The 21,422-nt window shown below is 64.6% G+C and carries 18 protein-coding genes, 3 tRNA genes and 1 pseudogene; 17 read left to right on the plus strand and 5 right to left on the minus strand.

The genetic code is table 11. The features are described from left to right. The first annotated feature begins 124 nt into the window (after positions 1–124). Genes EBS_RS03885 through EBS_RS03900 form a run of 4 tightly spaced genes read left to right on the plus strand, consistent with a single transcriptional unit; the run spans position 125 to position 2,955 of the window. The gene (locus tag EBS_RS03885) at positions 125–634 is read left to right on the plus strand and encodes a TlpA family protein disulfide reductase (RefSeq protein ID WP_043107441.1); all 510 of its coding nucleotides are present in this window, start codon (positions 125–127) and stop codon (positions 632–634) included. Between the two features lie 28 nt (positions 635–662). Further along, positions 663–1,190 (plus strand): thioredoxin family protein, encoded by a 528-nt coding sequence (locus EBS_RS03890; RefSeq protein ID WP_231892841.1) that lies wholly within the window; start codon positions 663–665, stop codon positions 1,188–1,190. Positions 1,191–1,192: 2 nt separating this feature from the next. Beyond that, a complete protein-coding gene (locus EBS_RS03895; RefSeq protein WP_081999800.1) occupies positions 1,193–2,365 on the plus strand; it encodes a TolC family protein in 1,173 nt (390 codons plus the stop codon). Next, entirely contained in the window at positions 2,362–2,955 is a 594-nt protein-coding gene (locus tag EBS_RS03900) for an efflux RND transporter periplasmic adaptor subunit (protein ID WP_148307642.1), read from the plus strand. Before EBS_RS03895 ends, EBS_RS03900 begins: the two co-directional genes overlap by 4 nt. 3 nt (positions 2,956–2,958) lie before the next feature. Here EBS_RS03900 and cpdA read toward each other — a convergent pair whose 3' ends face one another. Continuing rightward, a complete protein-coding gene (gene cpdA, locus EBS_RS03905; protein WP_171816174.1) occupies positions 2,959–3,828 on the minus strand; it encodes a 3',5'-cyclic-AMP phosphodiesterase in 870 nt (289 codons plus the stop codon). 227 nt (positions 3,829–4,055) lie between these two features. On the opposite strand from cpdA, the pseudogene EBS_RS03910 reads away from it, so the two are divergent. From EBS_RS03910 to EBS_RS03925, 4 genes and pseudogenes are all read left to right on the plus strand, one after another. Beyond that, positions 4,056–5,021, plus strand: a pseudogene (locus EBS_RS03910) (hydrogen peroxide-inducible genes activator). A gap of 136 nt (positions 5,022–5,157) precedes the next feature. Continuing rightward, the gene (locus tag EBS_RS03915) at positions 5,158–5,577 is read left to right on the plus strand and encodes a rubrerythrin family protein (RefSeq protein WP_043107446.1); all 420 of its coding nucleotides are present in this window, start codon (positions 5,158–5,160) and stop codon (positions 5,575–5,577) included. A 67-nt stretch (positions 5,578–5,644) separates the two neighbouring features. Further along, on the plus strand, positions 5,645–6,973 hold the full coding sequence (locus tag EBS_RS03920; protein ID WP_043107447.1) for a heterodisulfide reductase-related iron-sulfur binding cluster: 1,329 nt from the start codon (positions 5,645–5,647) through the stop codon (positions 6,971–6,973). A gap of 19 nt (positions 6,974–6,992) precedes the next feature. Beyond that, positions 6,993–7,580: a DUF3501 family protein gene (locus EBS_RS03925; RefSeq protein ID WP_043107448.1), complete on the plus strand. Its 588-nt coding sequence runs from the start codon at positions 6,993–6,995 to the stop codon at positions 7,578–7,580. 285 nt (positions 7,581–7,865) lie between these two features. On the opposite strand, the gene fabA is transcribed toward EBS_RS03925, so the two are convergent. After that, the gene (gene fabA / locus EBS_RS03930; protein WP_043107450.1) at positions 7,866–8,381 is read right to left on the minus strand and encodes a 3-hydroxyacyl-[acyl-carrier-protein] dehydratase FabA; all 516 of its coding nucleotides are present in this window, start codon (positions 8,379–8,381) and stop codon (positions 7,866–7,868) included. Positions 8,382–8,504: 123 nt separating this feature from the next. Here fabA and EBS_RS03935 point away from each other — a divergent pair, with 123 nt between their 5' ends. Both EBS_RS03935 and EBS_RS03940 read left to right on the plus strand, forming a co-directional pair. Next, positions 8,505–9,869 carry a PAS domain-containing sensor histidine kinase gene (locus tag EBS_RS03935; protein WP_171816175.1) on the plus strand — a complete coding sequence of 455 codons (1,365 nt, stop codon included), beginning with the start codon at positions 8,505–8,507 and terminating at the stop codon, positions 9,867–9,869. A 26-nt stretch (positions 9,870–9,895) separates the two neighbouring features. After that, positions 9,896–10,798, plus strand: coding sequence for a response regulator (locus EBS_RS03940; RefSeq protein ID WP_043109193.1), 903 nt, complete (start codon positions 9,896–9,898; stop codon positions 10,796–10,798). Positions 10,799–11,028: 230 nt separating this feature from the next. Here the strand turns inward: EBS_RS03940 and EBS_RS03945 are convergent, their stop codons facing one another. Next, positions 11,029–12,762, minus strand: coding sequence for a proline--tRNA ligase (locus tag EBS_RS03945; RefSeq protein WP_043107453.1), 1,734 nt, complete (start codon positions 12,760–12,762; stop codon positions 11,029–11,031). A gap of 106 nt (positions 12,763–12,868) precedes the next feature. Here EBS_RS03945 and EBS_RS03950 point away from each other — a divergent pair, with 106 nt between their 5' ends. Continuing rightward, positions 12,869–13,573: a transglutaminase-like cysteine peptidase gene (locus EBS_RS03950; protein ID WP_070104758.1), complete on the plus strand. Its 705-nt coding sequence runs from the start codon at positions 12,869–12,871 to the stop codon at positions 13,571–13,573. Beyond that, positions 13,570–15,513 carry an EAL domain-containing protein gene (locus EBS_RS03955; protein WP_043107455.1) on the plus strand — a complete coding sequence of 648 codons (1,944 nt, stop codon included), beginning with the start codon at positions 13,570–13,572 and terminating at the stop codon, positions 15,511–15,513. The genes EBS_RS03950 and EBS_RS03955 overlap by 4 nt, the downstream gene beginning before the upstream one ends. A gap of 51 nt (positions 15,514–15,564) precedes the next feature. Here EBS_RS03955 and ettA read toward each other — a convergent pair whose 3' ends face one another. Continuing rightward, positions 15,565–17,232 carry an energy-dependent translational throttle protein EttA gene (gene ettA, locus EBS_RS03960; RefSeq protein WP_043107457.1) on the minus strand — a complete coding sequence of 556 codons (1,668 nt, stop codon included), beginning with the start codon at positions 17,230–17,232 and terminating at the stop codon, positions 15,565–15,567. Positions 17,233–17,288: 56 nt separating this feature from the next. Continuing rightward, positions 17,289–18,146 carry a bifunctional methylenetetrahydrofolate dehydrogenase/methenyltetrahydrofolate cyclohydrolase FolD gene (folD, locus tag EBS_RS03965; RefSeq protein ID WP_043107460.1) on the minus strand — a complete coding sequence of 286 codons (858 nt, stop codon included), beginning with the start codon at positions 18,144–18,146 and terminating at the stop codon, positions 17,289–17,291. 353 nt (positions 18,147–18,499) lie between these two features. Here folD and EBS_RS14750 point away from each other — a divergent pair, with 353 nt between their 5' ends. The 5 genes from EBS_RS14750 (at position 18,500) to glyA (ending at position 21,413) form a co-directional block, all read left to right on the plus strand. Continuing rightward, positions 18,500–19,594 carry a methyl-accepting chemotaxis protein gene (locus EBS_RS14750; protein WP_052199277.1) on the plus strand — a complete coding sequence of 365 codons (1,095 nt, stop codon included), beginning with the start codon at positions 18,500–18,502 and terminating at the stop codon, positions 19,592–19,594. Positions 19,595–19,725: 131 nt separating this feature from the next. Further along, a tRNA-Pro gene (locus EBS_RS03975) sits at positions 19,726–19,802 on the plus strand. Between the two features lie 63 nt (positions 19,803–19,865). Next, positions 19,866–19,942: transfer RNA gene (locus EBS_RS03980), tRNA-Arg, on the plus strand. Between the two features lie 55 nt (positions 19,943–19,997). Next, a tRNA-His gene (locus tag EBS_RS03985) sits at positions 19,998–20,073 on the plus strand. Between the two features lie 83 nt (positions 20,074–20,156). Beyond that, a complete protein-coding gene (gene glyA / locus EBS_RS03990) occupies positions 20,157–21,413 on the plus strand; it encodes a serine hydroxymethyltransferase (protein WP_043107461.1) in 1,257 nt (418 codons plus the stop codon). Positions 21,414–21,422 lie beyond the last annotated feature (9 nt).

The following is a 21,422-nucleotide window of genomic DNA, read 5'->3' on the forward strand; positions in this document are numbered from 1 at the left end:
CCCGCAATTGTGCGGGCGCTTCCCGGGAACCAATGGAATAACCCGGGGGGCTGAGGAGTCATTCAGGTCGCGACGCCTGGGTTGCCAGCGGTAGTCGTGGTGAATTCGTGATGGGGGATCCCCGATGAAGAGATTGCGTAGGAGTTGGCCCCTGGGGGTGTTGCTGGTCTGGTGCCTGGCGGGGGTGGCGTGGGCCAGTCCGGATTTCGCCTTGCCGGATCTGCACGGCAAGGTACATCGCCTTTCCGATTACCGGGGGAAGTGGGTGCTGGTCAACTACTGGGCCACCTGGTGTCCGCCGTGCCGCGAGGAGCTGCCGGAGCTGGAATCGTTCTACGCGGGCTCCGATGGGGAGCGGGTAGTGCTGGGGGTCAACATCGAGGACATCGGCAAGGAGGAACTCGCCGTCTTCGTGGACGAGCAGTTCCTGTCCTATCCCATCCTGCTGGCGGGCGCGCGTCCCGAGCACGACCAGTTGCTCGGCCCCATTCGCGGCCTGCCCACCTCATACCTGATCTCGCCCCAGGGCAAGGTGGTGGCGCGCCAGGTGGGGCCAGTGTCCGCCAAGGACATCGAGGATTTCATCGAACATTACGAAGAACAGGCGAGCGCGGAGCGCGCGCCCAGGGGGTAGCACGGTGGGTCGGTTCGGTAAACGCGTGTTGGTCGGGTGGTTGTGGTATTGCCTGCTGGTTGGGACGGCGCTGGCCCAGCCGGGCCGCGATCCCGACCAGTATTTCTTCAACGAGACCTTCTGGGACCTGAAGGAGGAACTGGCCAATGCCCGCGAGCAGGGCAAGCAGGGCATTCTCATCATGTTCGAAATGGATGAATGCCCGTTTTGTCACCGTATGCGCCAGACGGTGCTCAATCAACCGGAGGTGCAGGAGTACTTTCGGCAGCATTTCATCAATATCGCGATAGATATCGAGGGGGACGTCGAGGTGGTCGATTTTCAGGAGCGTTCCACGACCATGAAAGACTTCGCCTTCCGCCAGTACCGAGTGCGCGCGACGCCGGTTTTCGCCTTCTTCGATCTCGATGGCAAGTACATTCGACGGGCACGCTACACCGGCGCCACGCGCGACAAGAAGGAGTTCCTGTTACTGGGGCGTTACGTGGTGGAACAGGCCTACCGGAAGGAATCGTTCGCACGCTACAAGCGACGGATGCGCAAGCGGGAGCATTGAGTATGCGCTGGTGGTGTCTGCTGGGTCCGTGCTTGCTGGGCGCGTTATCGCTGGCAGCCGTGGCCGCCGTGCGCGAGAGCGCGGCGCTGGAGGGAGTGCACCTGACGCTGGGGGGCGAGTTGCGGCTCATCCAGCCTTCATCGCTGGCGACGAATCAGGACCATAACGACAGCCGGGCTCACCTGCTTCTGGAGAAGCGGCTCTATGATGCCGGATATTCCACGGCCCGGGAAACGGCAGCGCAGGCGCGACTGGAAGCCGGGCAGTGGCGGGTGCGCGCGGCGCGCCAGGAACAGGCGCTGGCCATCATGCAGGCCTTCTACGATGTCCTGCTCGCCGATCTGGCCTTTGCGCGCGACAACGAGGCCATGTCCGTGGCCTATGTGCGCCTGGACCGGGGGCGTGATCGGCACGAGCTGGGGCAGCTCTCGGATCTCGACCTGCTGGCGCTGGAGAGCCGTTACGAGGAGACCCACCGTGCCCAGCTGCGCAGTGCCGCGCGGCAGCGTACCGCGCGTTCCCGCCTGGCGCTGGTCCTGGGACGTCCCGGCGAGCTGTCTTCGGAACTGGTGATGCCGGACATCGAAGTGAAGGCGCCATCCGGCGAAACGTTCGAGACTTTCTGGGACCAGGTGCGCGAGCGTCATCCCCGCCTGCGGGCGCTGGTTGCCGAGCTGCGTGCAGCACGCGCGGCGCTGGCGGCGGCGCGGGCCAGCCAGGGCCCGGTACTGAGTGCGCGGGTCGAGGCCGGCGCCTGGCATCGCCGCACCGGCTCCACCCACCCGCTGGCCGGGGGGGTGCACGTCGAATGGCCCTTGCTCGATGCCGGGCGGCGCGAGGCGGCCGTCGTTCGGGCCGAGGCAGCGTTGACCCGTGCGCAGGCGGCCTGGCAGGCAGGTTTGCAGGAGGTGCGGCAGCAGGCGCTGGAGGCTTGGCTGGCGCGCGAGACCCTGGCCGCAGAACTGAAGAGCCTGCAGGGCGAGGAAGACTATCGTGACCTGTATCTCGATCGCAGTCGCGCCCTGTACGAGCAGGAGATCAAGACCGACCTGGGGGATGCCATGGTGCGAATCTCGGAGGTGCGTCTGAAGACGGCGCAGGTCCGCTTCGACTGGGCCCTCAACGAGGCCCGTCTGCGGGCCATGACCGGAGAGCTGCTGGAGGATCTGCCATGAAACCGGGAAATGTCCGGCGTATGTGCTGGCTGTCGTTGGTATGGTTGTGGCTGGGCATCGTCCCCCTGTCGTGGGCGGGGGAACTGGTCGGCACCCTGGAATGGAATCGTGAGGTAACCCTGGGAGTACTCGAGCCTGGAGTGATCCAGACAGTTCGTGTCGTCCCCGGGCAGCGGGTACGCCGCGGCGAATTGCTGCTGGCACTGGACCGACGGGCGCAGAAGGCCGATCTGGCGGCGGCGCGGGGGCGTCTGCAACTGGCGCAGGCCAGGCTCGAGGAGGCTCAACGCGAATTCGAGCGTGCCGAGGACCTGTACGAGCGGACCGTGCTGTCCGAACACGAGCGCGTCGTGGCGCATATTGGCCTGCTCGAGGCGCCGTTCGATGGCCTGGTGGTGCGGGTCGATGCGCGGCCGGGTCAGGCGGTGAACGGAACATTGGCGGTGCCGGAGTTGCTCGTGTTGGCCGACGATCACCAGTTTCGGGTACGCCTGTGGGTGGACGCGGCGACGCTGGATGCGTTGAAAGCTGCGCAGGCGCTGCATGTCGAACTGGCCGGGCGGCGCCTGCCGGTGCGCGTCTTCTGGTAGAGACTATTCGTAACCGGCGGAGGCCACTTCCAGCCCGTGCGGAAGGTGGCGGGCGCGCAATACCTCGGTGAGGATCTCGCCGTCGGGCATCAGCGCCAGCAGGCGGAAGCCCGGTTGCTGCTGATCGACACTGAACTCGTCCACCGAGGGGGTGAATTGCACGCAGGTCGAGGGGGTGCCCAGGAGGCGTATGCCGTCGAGGCGCTTGTCGAAGAGCTGGTGCACATGTCCCCACAGCAGGCCCTTGACCTGGGGATGGGCGGTGACGCGCTTGAGCAGGGCGTCGGCGTTGTCCAGCCCCATGTCATCGATCCAGTGGCTGCCCACCGGGACGGGCTGGTGGTGCAGGCTGACGAGCACCGGGCCGTCATGTTCGCGCAGGGCACCATCCAGCAGCTCGAGCTGTGATTCCGCCAGGTGCCCGCCCACCTGGCCGGCGAGTACCGAGTCGAGCAGCACCAGCCGCCATCCCTTGTGATCGACCACCTGGGGACAGGAGACATGCCTGCCCCGTAGGTGCTTGCGCATGACATCGGGCAGGTCGTGATTGCCGGGCAGGCAATAGACCGGGCAGCCGAACTCGTCGAGCAGCTGGGCCAGGCGCTGGTAGCCCTCGGGACTGGCATCGTGTACCAGGTCGCCGGTAGCCAGCACCAGGTCGGGTCGCCAGCCGGTGTGACGGAAAGTGGTGATGGTATTGCGGAAGCTGTCCATGGTGTTGACGCCCAACAGCCTCGAGTTCGTGTCGGCGTACAGGTGGGTGTCGGTGATCTGCAGGACCTTCAGGCACTCGGGTGGCAACGAGACCTTGTGGAGGTCACGTTCACGAGCCCTGCGGAAGCTGGCAGGTATGGAGGGGTTGCCGTGGGACACGCGCGTCCTTCTCTGCTCCGGTTTCAGGTTATAGTAGCCCAGAGCTTTCGGGCCAATAAGCCGGCGTTGGCCGGAAGTGTGAGCAAGTTCCCGCCCGATGGGCAAACTTGCCCTTGAATTTCGCTTTTCCTTTGCGACGGGGATGCCCCAGTCATGTCAAGAGCCCCAGAGACATTGCTTGTACCGGATTGCTCGGGTGGCCGGAGGTCTGGATCCAGGGGGGATGCATGACGCTCAATGAGCTCCGTTACATCGTCGCCGTGGCTCGCGAACGTCACTTTGGACGAGCGGCCGAGGCTTGTCACGTCAGCCAGCCGACGCTCAGCGTGGCGGTGCGCAAACTCGAGGAAGAGTTGGGCGTGAGCCTGTTCGAGCGGCGCAAGGGTGACATCAGTATCACTCCCATCGGTGAGCAGATCGTCAGCCAGGCCCAGCGGGTGCTCGAGGAGGTCGCCGGCCTTCGCCAGATCGCCCTGCAGGGGCGCGACCAGCTCGCCGGCCGGCCCGCTGCGCCTGGGGGCCATCTACACCATCGGGCCCTACCTGCTCCCGCACCTGATCCCGCAGCTTGCCGAGACCGCTCCCCAGATGCCGCTGGTAGTCGAGGAGAATTACACAGCGGTGTTGTGCGAGAAGCTCAAGCAGGGCGACCTGGACATCATTGTCATCTCCCTATTGTCATCTCCCTGCCCCTTGACGAGCCGGGCATCCGTACCCTGCCGCTCTACGAGGAGCCCTTCACGCTGCTGATCCCCAGCTCGCATCCGTTCAACCAGCAGGAGGAGGTCAGCATCGAGCAGCTCAGCCGCGAGAACGTGCTGCTGCTGGGTTCCGGTCACTGTTTCCGTGACCAGGTGCTCGAGGTCTGCCCCGACTGCCTGGGCAAGAGCGCCGACGGGCGACCGCGACAGGCCCTGGAGAGCAGTTCGCTCGAGACCATCCGCTACATGGTGGCCAGTGGCCTGGGAGTGACGGTGCTGCCCTGTACTGCCACCGGTGCCGAGCGGTTCTCGGAGCGCCTGGTGCAGATCCGTCGCTTCGCCGGGACTCCGCCCAGCCGTACCGTGGCGTTGGCATGGCGCAAGAGTTTCCCCCGGCCCGAGGCGGTCAATGCGGTGCGCGAGGCCATTCTCTCGGCGCCGCTGAGCTGTACCCGGCCGGTCGATATGTCCCGTCTCCCCACGATGTCCTGACTTCGGCCTCGCTGATAGGCCAGGCCTATCGTTCGAATTGGGATAAACAATTTCCCTTGTGCCATTGGCGCCCCTATATTTGACTTCGCTAGCACCGGAATCCACCGGTTCAATTGAAGCAAATGGAGGAAACACCATGTCACTGAAAGGTTCCAAGACCGAAGAAAACCTGAAGGCGGCCTTTGCCGGCGAATCTCAGGCCAACCGTCGTTACCTGTACTTCGCCGCCAAGGCCGACGTCGAGGGTTACAACGACGTGGCCGCCGTGTTCCGTTCCACCGCCGAGGGTGAGACCGGCCACGCCCACGGTCACCTGGAGTACCTGGAAGAGGTCGGCGACCCGGCCACCGGCCTGCCCATCGGCGGCACCGCCGACAACCTGAAGGCGGCCATCGCTGGTGAGACCCACGAGTACACCGACATGTATCCGGGCATGGCCAAGACGGCTCGCGAAGAGGGCTTCGACGAGATCGCCGACTGGTTCGAGACCCTGGCCAAGGCCGAGCGTTCACACGCCAACCGTTTCCAGAAGGCACTCGACGCTCTGGATTCCTGAGCCCCGGCTCGGATGACAAAGGGGCCGCAAGGCCCCTTTTTTCCGTATTACTTGAGGAGACACGGCAATGGCGGCTAGCAGAGAAGGCAGTCTCGAGGCGCCAACCCGGCACCCGATCGACTGGCGCAACCCCGACTACTACGATGAGGACAAGCTGTTCACCGAGCTCGAGCGCGTCTATGACGTCTGTCACGGATGCCGCCGCTGCGTGAGCCTCTGCAATGCCTTCCCGACGCTCTTCGACCTGGTGGACGAATCCGACACCATGGAAGTCGACGGAGTAGCCAAGGACGACTACTGGAAGGTGGTCGATCAGTGCTACCTGTGCGACCTGTGTTTTCTGACCAAGTGCCCCTATGTCCCGCCGCACGAGTGGGACGTGGACTTTCCGCACCTGATGTTGCAGGCCAAGGCGGTCAAGTACCGCAAGCAGGGTGCCTCGCTGCGTGATCGCACTCTGACCAGCACCGATGCCCTGGGCAGCATTGCCGGTATCCCCGTCGTTGCCGGCGTGGTCAATACGCTCAACCGCAATGCCGGTTTCCGCAAGCTGCTGGAGAACACCTTCGGCGTGCACCGCGACGCCCGGCTACCCGAATTCCACAGCAAGCCGCTGCGTGCACGCATCCAGCCCGATACGGGCGAGGGCGCGGAGCCCACTGGTCCGACCACCGGCAAGGTGGTCCTGTTTGCTACCTGTTATGGCAACCGTAACGATCCGAAGACCGGCGAGGACCTGGTGGCGGTGTTGCGCCACAATGGCATCCGGGTCACGTTGGCCGAGAAGGAACGCTGCTGTGGCATGCCCAAGCTGGAGCTGGGCGACCTGGAGGCCGTCGCCGAAGCCAAGGAGGTCAATATCCCGGTGCTCGCCAGGCTGGTGGACGAAGGCTGGGATATCGTGGCGCCGGTGCCGTCCTGCGTGTTGATGTTCAAGCAGGAACTGCCGCTGATGTTCCCCGACGACCCCGAGGTGGCCAAGGTGCGCGATGCCATCTATGACCCCTTCGAATACCTGATGTTGCGCCACAAGCACGGCAAGCTGAACACCGATTTCAAGAACCCCCTGGGCAAGATCGCCTACCACGCGGCCTGCCACCAGCGGGTACAGCGCATCGGCCCCAAGACCCGCGAGCTGTTGTCGCTGGTTCCGGGCACCGAGATCCAGACCATCGAGCGTTGTTCCGGCCATGACGGTACCTACGCGGTGAAGAAGGAATTCCACGCCGCCTCGATGAAGATCGGCCGTCCCGTATACAACAAGGTGAAGCAGGCCCAGCCGGATCATTATTCGAGTGACTGCGCCATGGCCGGGCAGCAGATCGCCAATGGTCTGGGGGATGGCAGCGAGCCGGAGCACCCGATCAGCTTGTTGCGCCTGGCCTATGGCATCTGAATCAGAGCAGGAGAAGACGATGAAACACCAACTGACGCGGGACGATCTCTACAGCCTGGAACAGTACGCCGAGGTACGCCCCGACTTCCGTGCCCGGGTGATGGCCCACAAGCAGGACCGGCGGGTGCCCATTGGCCCCAATGCCACCCTGTACTTCGAAGACGCCCTGACCATGCAGTATCAGATCCAGGAGATGCTGCGTATCGAGCGTATCTTCGAGGCCGAGGGCATCCAGGAAGAACTCGATGCCTACAACCCGCTGATCCCCGACGGCAGCAACTGGAAGGCGACCTTCATGATGGAGTACCCCGACGAGAACGAGCGTCGGGAACAGCTCAAGCGTCTGCTGGGCATCGAGAAGCACGTCTGGATACAGATCGGCGACCTGCCGCGGGTCACCCCCATCGCCGATGAGGACCTGGAGCGCGAGGACGAGGAGAAGACCTCCTCGGTGCATTTCCTGCGCTTCGAACTCACGCCGGAAATGGTCGAGGCGGTAAAGAAGGGCGCGCCGGTGGCCATGGGTATCGACCACCCCAACTACACCTACACGGTCGAACAGATCCCCGAGAACGTGCGCAAATCGTTGGTCAACGATCTCGATTGACCCCGGGGACGGGCTTCCTGAAGGCCGTGTGGGAGCGGCGTCCCCGCCGCGAACATTCGGCCCGAGGACGGGCCTGTTGCACCACCTGTGGGAGCGGCGTCCCCGCCGCGAATGGTTCGGCCCGGGGACGGGCCTCCTACAGGTGAACATCCCCGCCGGGAACATTCGGCCCGAGGACGGGCCTGTTGCACCACCTGTGGGAGCGGCGTCCCCGCCGCGAATGGTTCGGCCCAAGGACGCGACAGGACACCGCAAAGGCCGCGAAGGCAAGTTTTTCCTGGCCGCTCAGAATCCCTCGGTCGAGGTGAACAGGCCCACGCGCAGGTCGTTGGCTTCGTAGATCTGGCGACCGTCCACTTCCATGCGGCCATCGGCGATGCCCAGCACCAGCTTGCGCGAGATCACCCGCTTCATGTCCAGATAGTAGGTGACCTTCTTCGCCGTCGGCAGCACCTGGCCGGTGAATTTCACCTCGCCCACGCCCAGTGCGCGACCGTGGCCGGGGTTGCCGATCCAGGCCAGGAAGAAACCCACGCACTGCCACATGGCGTCCAGGCCCAGGCAGCCGGGCATCACCGGGTCGCCGGGAAAGTGGCAATCGAAGAACCAGAGATCGGGCCGGATGTCGAGTTCGGCGATGATCTGGCCCTTGTCGTACTTGCCGCCCTCGTCCGAGATCAGGTTGATTCGGTCCATCATCAACATGGGGGGCACCGGCAACTGGGCATTGCCCGGGCCGAACATCTCGCCGTGGCCGCAGCGCAGCAGCGCCTCGCGATCGAAACTTTCTTGTCTGCTCATGATGTGTCCTGACAGAAAACAGCGCGCGAGTTTTACCCCTGACAGGGCCGTTGTCAAATGTGTCTCAAGACCTGGGTGGGCCTGCCGCTACTGTCCGCAGGTCCCATTGTTCACGAAATGCGTATGGAAGTCAGCCGAATCGGCGAGGACACCTCACGTACCGAATCGCATCGATCCGGAGACGCCGACCGCTGCGCGGAAGTGGAGCAGCTGCGTGCCCAGGTCGAGCAACTGACCGCCGCCGGCACCGAGCTGGTCAGTACCCAGACACGCATGCAGTCGCTGCTGCACAATGCCTCGGATGCCATCATCCTCTTCGAGGGGGATGGCACCATTGGCTTGTTCAACCGCGCCGCCGAGCACCTGTTCGACGTGGCCGAGATCGAGGTGCTCTACCAGAAAGGCGAGCAGCTGTTCGACCTGCCCGAAGAATTCGCCGGCAACGTACCGGCCTATCTCTCGTACCACGTGCGCAACACGCCCGACCAGTACGCGAATCCGCTGGTGGCATTGCGGTCCTCGGGTGAGCGCCGCCTGGTGGAAGTGTCGATTGCCGAGATCGCCAGCAATGACCTGGTGTTGTTCGACGACTTTGCCGAGGATGCCCTCGAAGAGAACGGGGCGAACAGTGGCTTCGATGCCTTTCTGTGCATCCTGCGTGACATCACCGAGCGCAAGGCCATCGACGCGGAACTGCAGGCCCACCGCGAGCACCTGGAAGAACTGGTCGAGGAGCAGGTGCGCGAGATCCGAGAGGCCAAGGAGCAGGCCGAGCGCGCCAACCGGGCCAAGTCGGAGTTTCTGGCGAACATGTCGCACGAGCTGCGTACACCCATGCATGCCATCCTCAGCTATGCCGATTTCGGCAAGAAGAAATACGACCGAGCGCCGCCCGAGAAGCTGTTGCAGTATTTCGAGCGGATCCATACTGCCGGCTCGCGCCTGCTGGAGATGATCAACGACCTGCTGGATCTGGCCAAGGCCGAGGCGGGCCGCCTGGAATATCATCTGCAGGAGACGCGGCTGGATGAGGTGATTCGTCCGGTACTGGAAGAGTACGAAGCCCTGGCGGCCAGCAAGGGATTGCGCCTGGTCTACGAGTCGGAAGCCGATCTGCCCCCCTGCCTCATGGATCCGGAACGCATCGGCCAGGTAGTGCGCAACTACCTGTCCAATGCCTTCAAGTTCTCGCCGCGGGGTGGGACGGTCACCTTGAGGGTGCGTCGCGCTACCCTGACGGCCGGAGAGGCAACGATCCCGGCGCTCGAGTTGGCGGTGTGTGACCAGGGGTGTGGAATCCCCGAAGGCGAGTTGGAACAGGTCTTCGACAAGTTCGTGCAGAGCAGCGGCAGCCCCAAGGACATGGGGGGGACCGGTCTGGGGCTGGCGATCTGTCGTGAAATTGCCGAGGCGCACGGCGCTCGGGTCTGGGCCGAGAACGCCCCTGGCGGTGGGGCGCGGTTCTACCTGTGCCTGCCGATAGAGTAATGATGCAAGGAACGCAGGAAGTCATCATGAGTCATACACCCCGCTTGTTGATCGTCGATGATGAGCCGCTCAATATCGAGATTCTGCTGGAATATCTCGAGGATGGCGGCTACGAACTGGATACCGCCGAGGACGGTCAGGAGGCCTGGGAAAAGCTGGAGGCCGCACCCGATTACTATGACGTGGTCATTCTCGATCGCATGATGCCGCGCATGAACGGCATGGAAGTGCTCTCGCGCATCAAGGCACACCCGGTGATGCAGAGTATTCCGGTGATCCTGCAGACCGCGCTGGCCGCGCACGACGAGATCCTCGAGGGTATCCAGGCCGGCGCCTGGTACTACCTCACCAAGCCCTTCGAGGAGGACCTGCTGCGCAGCGTGCTGGGTACCGCCATCGAGGACCGCATGCGTTACCGGCGCATGCAGGAAGAGTCGAGCATGGCCAGCCGCACCTTCGGGCTGTTGCACGAGGCACGCTTCCGGTTTCGTACCCTGGAGTCGGCGCGCGACCTCGCGACCATGCTCGCCAATGCCTGTCCGCAACCCGGCAAGGTGGTGATCGGCCTGTCCGAACTGCTGATCAACGCGGTCGAACACGGCAACCTGGGTATCACCTACGACGAGAAGAGCGTGCTGCGCGAGGAGCACCGTTGGGAAGAAGAAGTGACTTCCCGCCTGCAAGATCCGGTACTCGGGGCCAGGGAGGTCGAGGTCTGTTACCTGCGCGGTGACGAGGCCATCGAGATCACCATCACCGACGAAGGCGATGGATTCGACTGGCAGGCCTACCTCGATATGGACCCTGCCCGTGCCTTCGATACTCACGGACGCGGCATCGCCATGTCGCGCATGATCAGCTTCGAGCGCCTCGAGTATCGCGGGTGTGGCAACGAGGTGGTCGCCATCATCGAACTGGCCGAGGGCTGATCGACTTCTTGTTATGTTGTCGGGAGGGGGCGTTCGCGGCGAGGACGCCGCTCCTGCGGGTGATCTGGGGGGCGGACCGAATCTTCGCGGCGGGGACGCCGCTCCCACATGGCCTGTAGGAAGCCCGTCCCCGGGCCGAACCTGCGCGGCGGATGGTTCGCGGCGGGGAAGCCGCTCCTGCCTGTAGGAGGCCCGTCCTCGGGCCGAACCTCACCGGCCGAACCGTGCTGTCACTCCCCCTGATTGCGTTCACGCTCGATGCGTTCGCGGATGAAGTCCACGAAGCGTTCCAGCGGGATCATTTCGTTTTCTTCGGCAGTCCGCGCACGGTATTCCACCTCGCCGTTCTTCAGGCCGCGCTCGCCCACCACCACGCGGTGGGGGATGCCGATCAACTCGGCATCGGCGAACATCACACCCGGGCGGGCGTCGCGGTCGTCGAACAGCACGTCGATGCCCGCGGCCCGTAGCTCGGCGTAGAGCCGCTCGGCCGCTTCGCGCACGGTCTCGGACTTGTGCATCTGCATGGGGATCAGCGCCAGTTCGAAGGGTGCCAGCGCGGTCGGCCAGAGGATGCCGCGGTCGTCGTGGTGCTGCTCGATGGCCGCGCCGACCACGCGCGAGACGCCGATGCCGTAGCAGCCCATGGTCATCACCACCGACTTGCCGTTTTCGTCGAGCACGGTGGCGTTCATCTTCTCGCTGTAGGTGCGACCGAGCTGGAAGATGTGTCCGACCTCGATGCCCTTGACGATGCGCAGCGGGCCGCTGCCGTCGGGCGCGGGATCGCCCTCGACCACCTTGCGCAGGTCGGCCACCTCGGGCAACGGCAGGTCGCGCTCCCAGTTCACGCCGAACCAGTGCTTGCCGTCCTGGTTGGCGCCGCAGGTGAAGTCGCTGGCCACCGCTGCGGCGCGGTCCACGATCACCGGCATCGGCAGGTCGATCGGGCCCAGCGAGCCGGGGCTGGCGCCGACCGCGGCGCGGATCGCCTCTTCGTCGGCCATCACCAGCGGGTCGGCCACCAGCGGGTGCTTGATGGCCTTGATCTCGTTGAGCTCGTGATCGCCGCGCAGCACCAGTGCCACCAGTTCGGCATCGGCGTCCTCGGCGGCGCGCACGATCAGGGTCTTGAGGGTGCGCTCGATCGGCACGTCGAACTGCTCGACCAGTTCGTCGATGGTGCGCGCGTTCGGGGTGTCGACCAGGCGTTTTTCCTCGGTCGGTGCCTCCGGGGCCTCCCCGGGCGCCAGGGCCTCGGCCAGCTCGACGTTGGCCGCGTAGCCGCCGTCGGACAGGGCGATGTCGTCCTCCCCGGTCTCGGCCAGCACGTGGAACTCGTGCGAGGCACGGCCGCCGATGCTGCCGGTATCCGCCTCGACGGGACGGTACTCCAGGCCACAGCGCTCGAAGATGCGACAGTAGGTGGCGTGCATCACCTCGTAGGTCTCGGCCAGGGATTCGTCGTCCAGGTGGAAGGAATAGGCGTCCTTCATCAGGAACTCGCGGGCGCGCATCACGCCGAAGCGCGGGCGGCGTTCGTCGCGGAACTTGGTCTGGATCTGGTAGAAGTTGACCGGCAGCTGGCGGTAACTGCGCAGCTCGTTGCGTGCCAGGTCGGTGATGATCTCTTCGTGGGTGGGGCCGAAGCAGAACGGGCGGCCGTGCCGATCCTCGAAGCGCAGCAGTTCGCTGCCGTACTTGTACCAGCGACCGGACTCCTCCCACAGCTCGGCGGGCTGCACCGCGGGCATCAACACCTCGAGGGCGCCAGCGCGGTCCATTTCCTCGCGCACGATGGTCTCTACCTTACGCAGTACGCGCAGGCCCAGGGGCAGCCAGGTGTACAGGCCGGAGGCCAGCTTGCGGATCATGCCCGCGCGCAGCATCAGGCGGTGGCTGGGGATCTCGGCGTCGGCCGGGACTTCTTTCAGGGTCTGCAGGGGGAATCGGGATACGCGCATGTCGGCTCGATCGGGCAGTTGAAGACGGCGTGATTCTAACGGAATCGCCCCCGTGCGGCAGCGTCGGTCACTCAAGTCGCGGGGATTCTTGCCGCTGAGGGGAATGATGAGTGCGATCGCCCGAACCCTGCCGCCATTGTCCGTGGAGGCCGCTGCCATTCGCTGGTGGCTGGCGGCGGTCCTGGCGTGCCTGCTCACCTGGGCGGGTTCCCAGTCGCAGGTGCTGATGTTCAACGAGGCACTGTACCGCTGGGTGGAGCAGGAGTATGGCAGCGAGGCGCGCCTGCGGGTCGAGCGGCTGCAACGCCTGGTCGAGACCCATCTCAATGATGCCGAGATCGACAAGATCCGGGTGGTGAACCGGTTCTTCAACCAGGTACGGTACGATGAGGACGACGTGCTCTGGGATCAGAAGGACTACTGGGCCACGCCGTTCGAGGTGCTGGGCCTGAATGCGGCCGATTGCGAGGATTATGCGCTGTCGAAGTATTTCACCCTGGTGAGCATGGGGGTCCCGGAGGAACGCTTGCGCATCACCTATGTCAAGGCGGTGGAGATCGGGCGGGCCCACATGGTGCTGGCCTATTATCCGACACCGGATGCCGAACCCTTCATCCTGGACAACCTGATCGATCGCATCGAACCGGCCAGCAAGCGTACCGACCTGGTACCGGTCTACAGCTTCAACGGCGCCGACCTGTGGCTGGCGGTCAACCGGGTCGAGGGACGCAAGGTCGGTGGCTCCGACCGGATCAAGCGCTGGCAGGCGTTTCAGAAGAAGCTGCGCCAGCAGATGGGAGCACATTCATGAGTCTGTCCAAGCAGTTGGTCGTGTTGATCACCACCCTGGTGCTGCTGCTGTTTGCGGGCACCTTTCTGATCAGCGTGCACAACACCCGCGACTATCTCGAGAACCAGCTGGCCTCGCACGCCCAGGACGCAGCCACCTCGCTGGGCCTGAGCGCTACTGCCCACGTGGCCAGTGGCGACCAGGCGATGTTCACCTCGATGGTGAACGCCATGGCGCACCGGGGAGATTATCTGTCGATTCGCATCGAAGACCTGGATGGCAGGGTGCTGGTCGAACGTCGCGCCGATTTCCGGACGGAGGTGCCGCAGTGGTTCATGGACCTGTTTCCGTTGCACCCCCCCGAGGGCAGCGCGGTGATGATGTCGGGCTGGCACCAGGTGGGCAAGGTGCGTGTCGTCAGTCATCCTGGGCTGGCCTACCGCAAGTTGTGGAATACGGCCGTCGATACCCTGGTCTGGTTCTTCGTGGCGGCAGGTGGCCTCCTGCTGCTGGCGCTTGTCCTGTTGCGCTGGATGCTGCAACCGTTGAAGAAGGTGGAATGGCAGGCCGAGGCGATCTGCAACCGCGAGTTCCCGGTTGTCGAGGAGAGACCCTTCACCCTGGAGTTCCGACGCGTGGTCGAGGCCATGAACCGCCTGTCGACCAAGGTCCGGCAGATGCTGGACAACGCCGAGCGCCTGGCCGAGCGCCTGCGTGAGCAGGCCTATACCGATGCCCTGACCGGGCTGGCCAACCGGCGGCACTTCATGGCGGTGCTGGAGAGCCGTCTGGCCGACGAGCAGAGCGCGGGCGGCCTGTTGCTGGTGCAGATCCGCGATTTCAAGGCCTTCAACGATACCCGCGGTTACCAGTCAGGTGACCAGCTGCTGGTGGCGGTTGCCGATCTGTTGCGCCAGGAGACCGCCGGCCTCGAGGGAACGACCCTGGCGCATGTCGCCGGCGCCGATTTTGCCGTGTTGTGCGAAGGCCTGGACGAGGCGCGGCTGCGTGAACTGGCAGCGCGTATCGCGGCGGCACTCGGTGGCCTGTGTGCCGTGCAGGAAGGACTGCCGGACGATGTGGGGCAGGTGGGTGGAGTGATGTATCGCGACCAGGAGGTGGGTGAGTTGCTGGCACAGGCCGACCTTGCGCTGCGTCAGGCCCGCCAGGCCGGGGGCAATTCCTGGGTCGTGCTCGAATCGGCACGTTCCGCTTGTGTCACGCGTTCGGCCACGCAATGGCGAGAAGCGATCGAGCGTGCACTCGACAAGGGCTTCTTCCAGATGCAGGCGCAGGGGGTCTACGCCGCCGATGGGACGCTGCTGCACCGCGAACTGTTCCTGCGGCTGATCGATCTGGAAGACGAAGGTGCCATCGTTCCGGCTGGCGTCTTCGTGCCGGTGGCCGAGTCGCTGGGTCTGGCGGTGCGCATCGATCGTTGGGTAGTCACCGAGGTCTGCGAGCGCCTGTCAGGGGTGTTCGGCGAGGAGCGGCTGGCGATCAATCTGTCCTCCGGCAGCCTGGTGGAGGTGGAATGCCTCGACTGGGTAGAGCAGACCTTGCGTGCCCACCCCGAAGTGGCACGCCGGCTGGTGCTGGAATGGGCGGAATACACGGCCCAGGCGCACCCGCAACGGCTGCGCGAATGGATCGACCGGCTGGCGCCGCTCGGGGTCGAGTTCTCGCTGGATCATTTCGGCAAGGGCTTCAGCGCCTTTGCCGCCCTCCGCGAGCTGAAGGTGCACTATCTCAAGATCGATGCCGCGTTCACCCGCGATCTGGAGCAGGACCCGAAGGACACCTTCTTCCTGCACGCGGTCACCGACATCGCCCATGGCCTCGAGTTGCGGGTGATCGCCGAGGCGGTCGAGTCCGGGACCGTATGGGAGCGTCTGCGCGAGACCGGCATCGACGGTGGACGCGGGTATTTCCTGGGCGAACCCGAGGACGTGCGGGCCTGAAGGACCACAAATGCACCCTGACAGGGTCCACGTCCCTGTCAGGGTGTCGCATCAGGCGTCGATGCGCTTGTACTTGATGCGCTTCGGATTGACCGCGTCCTCGCCGAGGCGGCGCTTCTTGTCTTCCTCGTAGTCGGCGAAGTTACCCTCGAACCAGACCACTTTCGAGTCGCCCTCGAAGGCGAGGATGTGGGTGGCGATACGGTCGAGGAACCAGCGGTCGTGCGAGATCACCACCACGCAACCGGGGAAGGCGAGGATCGCCTCTTCCAGCGCGCGCAGGGTCTCCACGTCGAGATCGTTGGTCGGCTCGTCGAGCAGCAGCAGGTTGCCGCCCGACTTGAGCAGCTTGGCCAGGTGCACCCGGTTGCGCTCGCCGCCCGAGAGGTCCCCGACCTTCTTCTGCTGGTCCGAGCCGCGGAAGTTGAAGCGCGAGCAGTAGGCGCGCGACTGCACCTGGTAGTTGCCCACGGTGATGATGTCCTGGCCGTCGGAGATCTCCTCCCAGACGGTCTTGTTCGGGTCGAGCGCGTCGCGGCTCTGGTCCACCGCGGCGATCTTCACCGTGGGGCCGATGCGCAGCTCGCCGTCGTCGGGCTGTTCCGCGCCGGTCATGATGCGGAACAGGGTGGTCTTGCCCGCGCCGTTGGGGCCGATGATGCCGACGATGCCGCCCGGCGGCAGGTTGAAGCTGAGGTCCTCGTAGAGCACCTTGTCGCCGTAGGCCTTCTTCAGGTGCTTGGCCTCGATCACCAGATCGCCCAGGCGCGGCCCCGGCGGGATGTAGATCTCGTTGGTCTCGTTGCGCTTCTGGAATTCCTGGTTCTGCAGCTCGTCGAACTGCTTGAGACGTGCCTTGGACTTGGCGTGCCGCCCCTTGGGGTTGGAGCGTACCCATTCCAGTTCCTGCTTCATGGCCTTGATGCGTGCCTGCTCGGCCTTCTGTTCCTGCTCGAGGCGCTTTTCCTTCTGTTCCAGCCAGGAGGAATAGTTGCCTTCCCAGGGGATGCCGTGACCACGGTCGAGCTCGAGGATCCAGCCGGCCACGTTGTCGAGGAAATAACGGTCGTGGGTCACCGCCACCACGGTACCGGGATAGTCGTGCAGGAAGCGCTCCAGCCAGGCCACCGACTCGGCGTCGAGATGGTTGGTCGGCTCGTCGAGCAGCAGCATGTCGGGTTTGGACAGCAGCAGCCGGCACAGGGCCACGCGGCGGCGCTCGCCGCCCGACAGTTTGGTCACATCGGCATCCCAGGGGGGCAGGCGCAACGCCTCGGCGGCCACCTCGAGCTGGCGCTCCAGGTTGTGCCCGTCGGCGGCCTGGATGATGTTCTCCAGCTCGGCCTGGCGCTTGGCCAGGGCGTCGAAATCGGCGTCGGGCTCGGCGTAGGCGGCGTAGACCTTCTCCAACTCGTCCATCGCCTGCTTGACCTCGCCGAGGGCTTCCTCGACGTTGCCGCGCACGTCCTTTTCGGGGTCGAGTTGCGGCTCCTGTGGCAGGTAGCCGATCTTGATGCCGGGCTGTGGCCGGGCCTCGCCCTCGTAGTCGGTGTCCACGCCGGCCATGATGCGCAGCAGGGTGGACTTGCCCGCGCCGTTGAGGCCGAGCACGCCGATCTTGGCGCCGGGGAAGAAGGACAGGGAGATGTCGCGCAGGATCTGCCGCTTGGGCGGCACGATCTTGCTGACGCGGTTCATGGTGAAGATGTACTGGGCCATGGGTCTTCGAAAACTCGGGTTGAAAGCTTGAATCACCCTGTCAGGGTGTTGCCTGGTCAGGTTCCGGTGTGGAGCTGCGCCGCCTGCAGGGTGTTCTCCAGCAGGGTGGCCACGGTCATGGGTCCCACGCCGCCGGGCACCGGCGTGATCCAGCCGGCGACCTCCCTGGCCGCCTCGAAGTCCACGTCGCCGCACAGGGAGCCGTCGTCCAGACGGTTGATGCCCACATCGATGACGATGGCACCGGGTTTGATCCAGTCTCCCTGCACGAAGTTCGGCACGCCCACGGCGGCCACCACGATGTCGGCCTGGCGCACCTTGTCGGCCAGGTCGCGGGTGCGGCTGTGGCAGATGGTCGGGGTACAGCGCGCGGCCAGCAGTTCCAGCAGCATCGGTCGGCCGACGATGTTGGACTGGCCGAGGACGATGGCGTCCTTTCCTTCCAGCTCGACGCCGGTGTGCGCCAGCAGGGTCATCACGCCCTTGGGGGTACAGGGCCGCAGCACCGGCATGCGCAGCGCCAGCCGCCCGATGTTGTAGGGATGGAAGCCGTCCACGTCCTTGTCCGGGTGGATGCGCTCGGTGACGGCGTGTTCGTCGATCTGCACCGGCAGCGGCAGTTGTACCAGGATGCCGTCCACGTCGTCGCGCGCGTTCAGGCCGTCGATCAGCTCCAGCAGCACTTCCTGCGAAGTGTCGTTGGGGAGCTGGATCAGTTCGGACTTGAAGCCGGCCTTCTCGCAGGCCAGCTGCTTGTTGCGCACATAGACCTGGGATGCCGGGTTTTCGCCGACCAGTACCACCACCAGGCCGGGGGGACGCTGTCCCTCCGTGACGCGTTGTTCGACCTGCAGGCGCACCTGTTCACGCACGTCGGTAGCGATGGCCTTGCCATCGAGAATCTGGGCACTCATGGGACCTTGTCGTTCTGCCGGGTTGCTCGGATAGAGGCCGGAAATCATACCAGATGTGCTGTTGTTTCCGGCATGGAGACTTCGCGTCTAGAGAGGCCGCTGAAAAAGTACTCTCTTTCCCTGTCCCGCGTGTGGGGGAGCCCCGGAAGGGGAGTTCAGGCCTGTATTCGTCTCGTCCTGATCGTGTCCCCGCAAGCCAGGGAGAAACTCGGCCGGAGGCTCCCTAAAGTCCGGCAGAAAGGGGTCGTTAATCTCTGGGTAGCAGCGAGATATCCGTTCGGCGACTGGGAGTGCATGAGACCATGTTTGCTTTTGGCAGGACCCGGAAACGTCTGGAGCAGGAGCAGGCAAGGATGGCCGAATTGGAAAGCGAGAACCAGGCATTGCGCGCCCGGCTGGCGGAAGTGGAGGCGGCGCTGGCACAGGAACGCGAGGACGGGCAGCGTAAAGTCGCCTGGTGTGACTGCGTGGAACACCAGGCCGCTCTCACCCTGCGATCCGAGAGGGCCCTCGATGACATTCGCAATCAGGCGGGCCAGGGGGCGGCGCGCCTGCTGGATGAACAGAAGCAACTCAATGAGTCTTCGCGGCTGTTCAGCCAGAGCACGGTCTTCCTGGAGGCAGTCCGCAGCCAGGTCGAGGAGGTGGCGCGTTCTGCCGCCAGCGGGCAGGAGACGGTCAACAATCTCGACGAGGCGGTACAGGCGATCCACCAGTTCACCGACACCATCGCCGAGATCTCGGACCAGACCAACCTGCTGGCACTCAATGCCGCCATCGAGGCAGCACGGGCAGGAGAACAGGGCCGGGGGTTCGCGGTAGTGGCAGAGGAGGTACGCAGCCTGGCGGCCAAGACGGCGGACGCCACCGATCGCATCAAGGACCACGTGCAACGGGTGACCGGTTACGCCGACGAGACCAAGGCCGGCTTTGAAGGCATGGTCGATGCCAGCTCGCGCATGCTGGAGCAGACCGACCAGATCAACGACGTCATCGGCGAAGTCACCTATCTTTCGCAGGGCATGATCCAGACCATCAGCCGCAATGCGGCCGGCGCCTTCATCGAGGTGGTCAAGCTCGATCACATTCTCTACAAGTTGGCGATCTACAAGGTGCTCGCCGGCAAGAGCGACAAGTCGCCCGATGACTTCGCCAGCCACCATCATTGCCGGCTGGGCAAGTGGTATTTCGAGGGTGACGGTGCCCAGCTTGCCGGTTCGCCGGTCTATCAGCAGCTCGACGAGCCCCATGCCGTGGTGCATGAAGCCGGGGCGCGGGCGTTGCGCGCACGCCAGGCGGGCGATAACGAAGGGTGCCTGGCGGCACTGGAAGAGATGGAAGATGCCAGCGATCGCGTGATCACCCTGCTGGGAGAGCTGGAAGAAACCTATTACCAGCGGATGCTGGGTTCAGTGGATACCGGCGCCAGCAAGGTCGATCTGTTCTGAACCATCGCCGGATCTGCTGTTTCCTTCCACGCAGTCCGATGGTTTCGGGTGACCGGGAAAAGCGGGATGCCGGTTGACCCCCGTGCGGTCGGGACGTATGATCTTCCGCCTTCGCCGCGAGGCGCGTTCCTCGGGGTATAGCGCAGTCTGGTAGCGCGCCTGCTTTGGGAGCAGGATGTCGGGGGTTCGAATCCCTCTACCCCGACCAGGTTTGGCCCGACCAGATTGGGCAGCTGACCCCGGTGGTTTTCGTCCCAGGCGGGCAGAACATGCGCCCGTAGCTCAGTTGGATAGAGCAGCGGCCTTCTAAGCCGCGGGTCGCAGGTTCGAATCCTGCCGGGCGTGCCAGTACAATACAGCCAACCACGGCGTGGCCAGGTCGGTGGACAATCAGGTTTCGATGGTGGGTATAGCTCAGTTGGTAGAGCCCCGGATTGTGATTCCGGTCGTCGTGGGTTCGAGTCCCATTACCCACCCCATCTTCACGAGGGGCTGCGTTCGCAGCCCCTTTTTCGTTTAGAATTCCTGGCTTCCTGCCAGTTTTTGCCGAGGTGATCGAGCGATGTTTGACAAGTCCATGAAGATCGAGGGTTACGACGATGAGCTCTTTCGGGCCATCAGGGACGAGGAGCGCCGTCAGGAAGACCACATCGAGCTGATTGCCTCGGAGAACTATTGCAGCCCGCGGGTGATGGAGGCCCAGGGGTCGGTACTCACCAACAAGTATGCCGAGGGCTACCCGGCCAAGCGCTACTACGGCGGCTGCGAATACGTCGATCGCGCCGAGCAACTGGCCATCGACCGTGCCAAGGCCCTGTTCGGCGCCGACTACGCCAATGTGCAACCGCATTCGGGCTCGCAGGCCAATGCCGCGGTGTACATGGCGCTGTGCCAGCCGGGAGACACCGTGCTGGGCATGGCGCTGGCGCACGGTGGTCACCTGACCCACGGAGCCAGGCCCAACTTCTCGGGCAAGATCTACAACGCGGTGCAGTACGGCCTGGACCCCGAGACGGGCGAGATCGACTACGAGGAAGTCGAGCGTCTGGCCCGGGAACACAAGCCGAAGATGATCGTGGCCGGTTTCTCCGCCTATTCGCGCATCGTCGATTGGCAGCGATTCCGTGAGATCGCCGACAGCGTGGGTGCCTGGCTGATGGTGGACATGGCACACATCGCCGGCCTGGTCGCTGCCGGAGTCTATCCCAGCCCGGTGCAGATCGCCGATGTCACCACCACCACCACGCACAAGACGCTGCGTGGTCCGCGCGGTGGCCTGATCCTGGCGCGCGCCAACGAGGAGGTCGAGAAGAAGCTCAACTCCGCGGTCTTCCCGGGCATCCAGGGCGGTCCGCTGATGCACGTCATCGCTGCCAAGGCGGTGGCCTTCAAGGAGGCCATGGAGCCCGAGTACGTCGAGTACCAGAAGCAGGTGGTGCGCAATGCGCAGGTCATGGCGCAGGTGTTCATCGAGCGCGGCTACGACGTGGTCTCGGGCGGCACCGACGATCACCTGTTCCTGGTCAGCTTCATCGAAGCCGGGCTCACCGGCAAGGACGTGGATGCCTGGCTGGGCGCGGCCAACATCACGGTCAACAAGAATGCGGTGCCCAACGATCCGCAATCGCCCTTCGTCACCTCGGGCATCCGTGTCGGCACGCCGGCGGTGACCACCCGTGGTTTCGGCGAGGACGAGTGCCGCCAGCTCGCCAGCTGGATGTGCGACGTGATCGACGGGCGTGGCGATACCGCAGTGATCGAGCGGGTCAAGGGCCAGGTGCTCGATCTGTGCACCCGCTACCCGGTGTACCGGGGCTGAGCGGAGGCG

Origin of the sequence: endosymbiont of unidentified scaly snail isolate Monju (assembly GCF_000801295.1) — a bacterium.
In the GTDB taxonomy this organism is placed as follows: Bacteria; Pseudomonadota; Gammaproteobacteria; order Chromatiales; family Chromatiaceae; genus MONJU.

Coding starts and splice junctions, on each gene's coding strand:
- EBS_RS03885 (WP_043107441.1), top strand. CDS start 125: ATGAAGAGATTGCGTAGGAGTTGGCCCCTGGGGGTGTTGCTGGTCTGG.
- EBS_RS03895 (WP_081999800.1), top strand. CDS start 1,193: ATGCGCTGGTGGTGTCTGCTGGGTCCGTGCTTGCTGGGCGCGTTATCG.
- EBS_RS03900 (WP_148307642.1), top strand. CDS start 2,362: ATGAAACCGGGAAATGTCCGGCGTATGTGCTGGCTGTCGTTGGTATGG.
- EBS_RS03915 (WP_043107446.1), top strand. CDS start 5,158: ATGTCACTGAAAGGTTCCAAGACCGAAGAAAACCTGAAGGCGGCCTTT.
- EBS_RS03920 (WP_043107447.1), top strand. CDS start 5,645: ATGGCGGCTAGCAGAGAAGGCAGTCTCGAGGCGCCAACCCGGCACCCG.
- EBS_RS03925 (WP_043107448.1), top strand. CDS start 6,993: ATGAAACACCAACTGACGCGGGACGATCTCTACAGCCTGGAACAGTAC.
- fabA (WP_043107450.1), bottom strand. CDS start 8,381: ATGAGCAGACAAGAAAGTTTCGATCGCGAGGCGCTGCTGCGCTGCGGC.
- EBS_RS03935 (WP_171816175.1), top strand. CDS start 8,505: ATGGAAGTCAGCCGAATCGGCGAGGACACCTCACGTACCGAATCGCAT.
- EBS_RS03940 (WP_043109193.1), top strand. CDS start 9,896: ATGAGTCATACACCCCGCTTGTTGATCGTCGATGATGAGCCGCTCAAT.
- EBS_RS03945 (WP_043107453.1), bottom strand. CDS start 12,762: ATGCGCGTATCCCGATTCCCCCTGCAGACCCTGAAAGAAGTCCCGGCC.
- EBS_RS03950 (WP_070104758.1), top strand. CDS start 12,869: ATGAGTGCGATCGCCCGAACCCTGCCGCCATTGTCCGTGGAGGCCGCT.
- EBS_RS03955 (WP_043107455.1), top strand. CDS start 13,570: ATGAGTCTGTCCAAGCAGTTGGTCGTGTTGATCACCACCCTGGTGCTG.
- ettA (WP_043107457.1), bottom strand. CDS start 17,232: ATGGCCCAGTACATCTTCACCATGAACCGCGTCAGCAAGATCGTGCCG.
- folD (WP_043107460.1), bottom strand. CDS start 18,146: ATGAGTGCCCAGATTCTCGATGGCAAGGCCATCGCTACCGACGTGCGT.
- EBS_RS14750 (WP_052199277.1), top strand. CDS start 18,500: ATGGCCGAATTGGAAAGCGAGAACCAGGCATTGCGCGCCCGGCTGGCG.
- glyA (WP_043107461.1), top strand. CDS start 20,157: ATGTTTGACAAGTCCATGAAGATCGAGGGTTACGACGATGAGCTCTTT.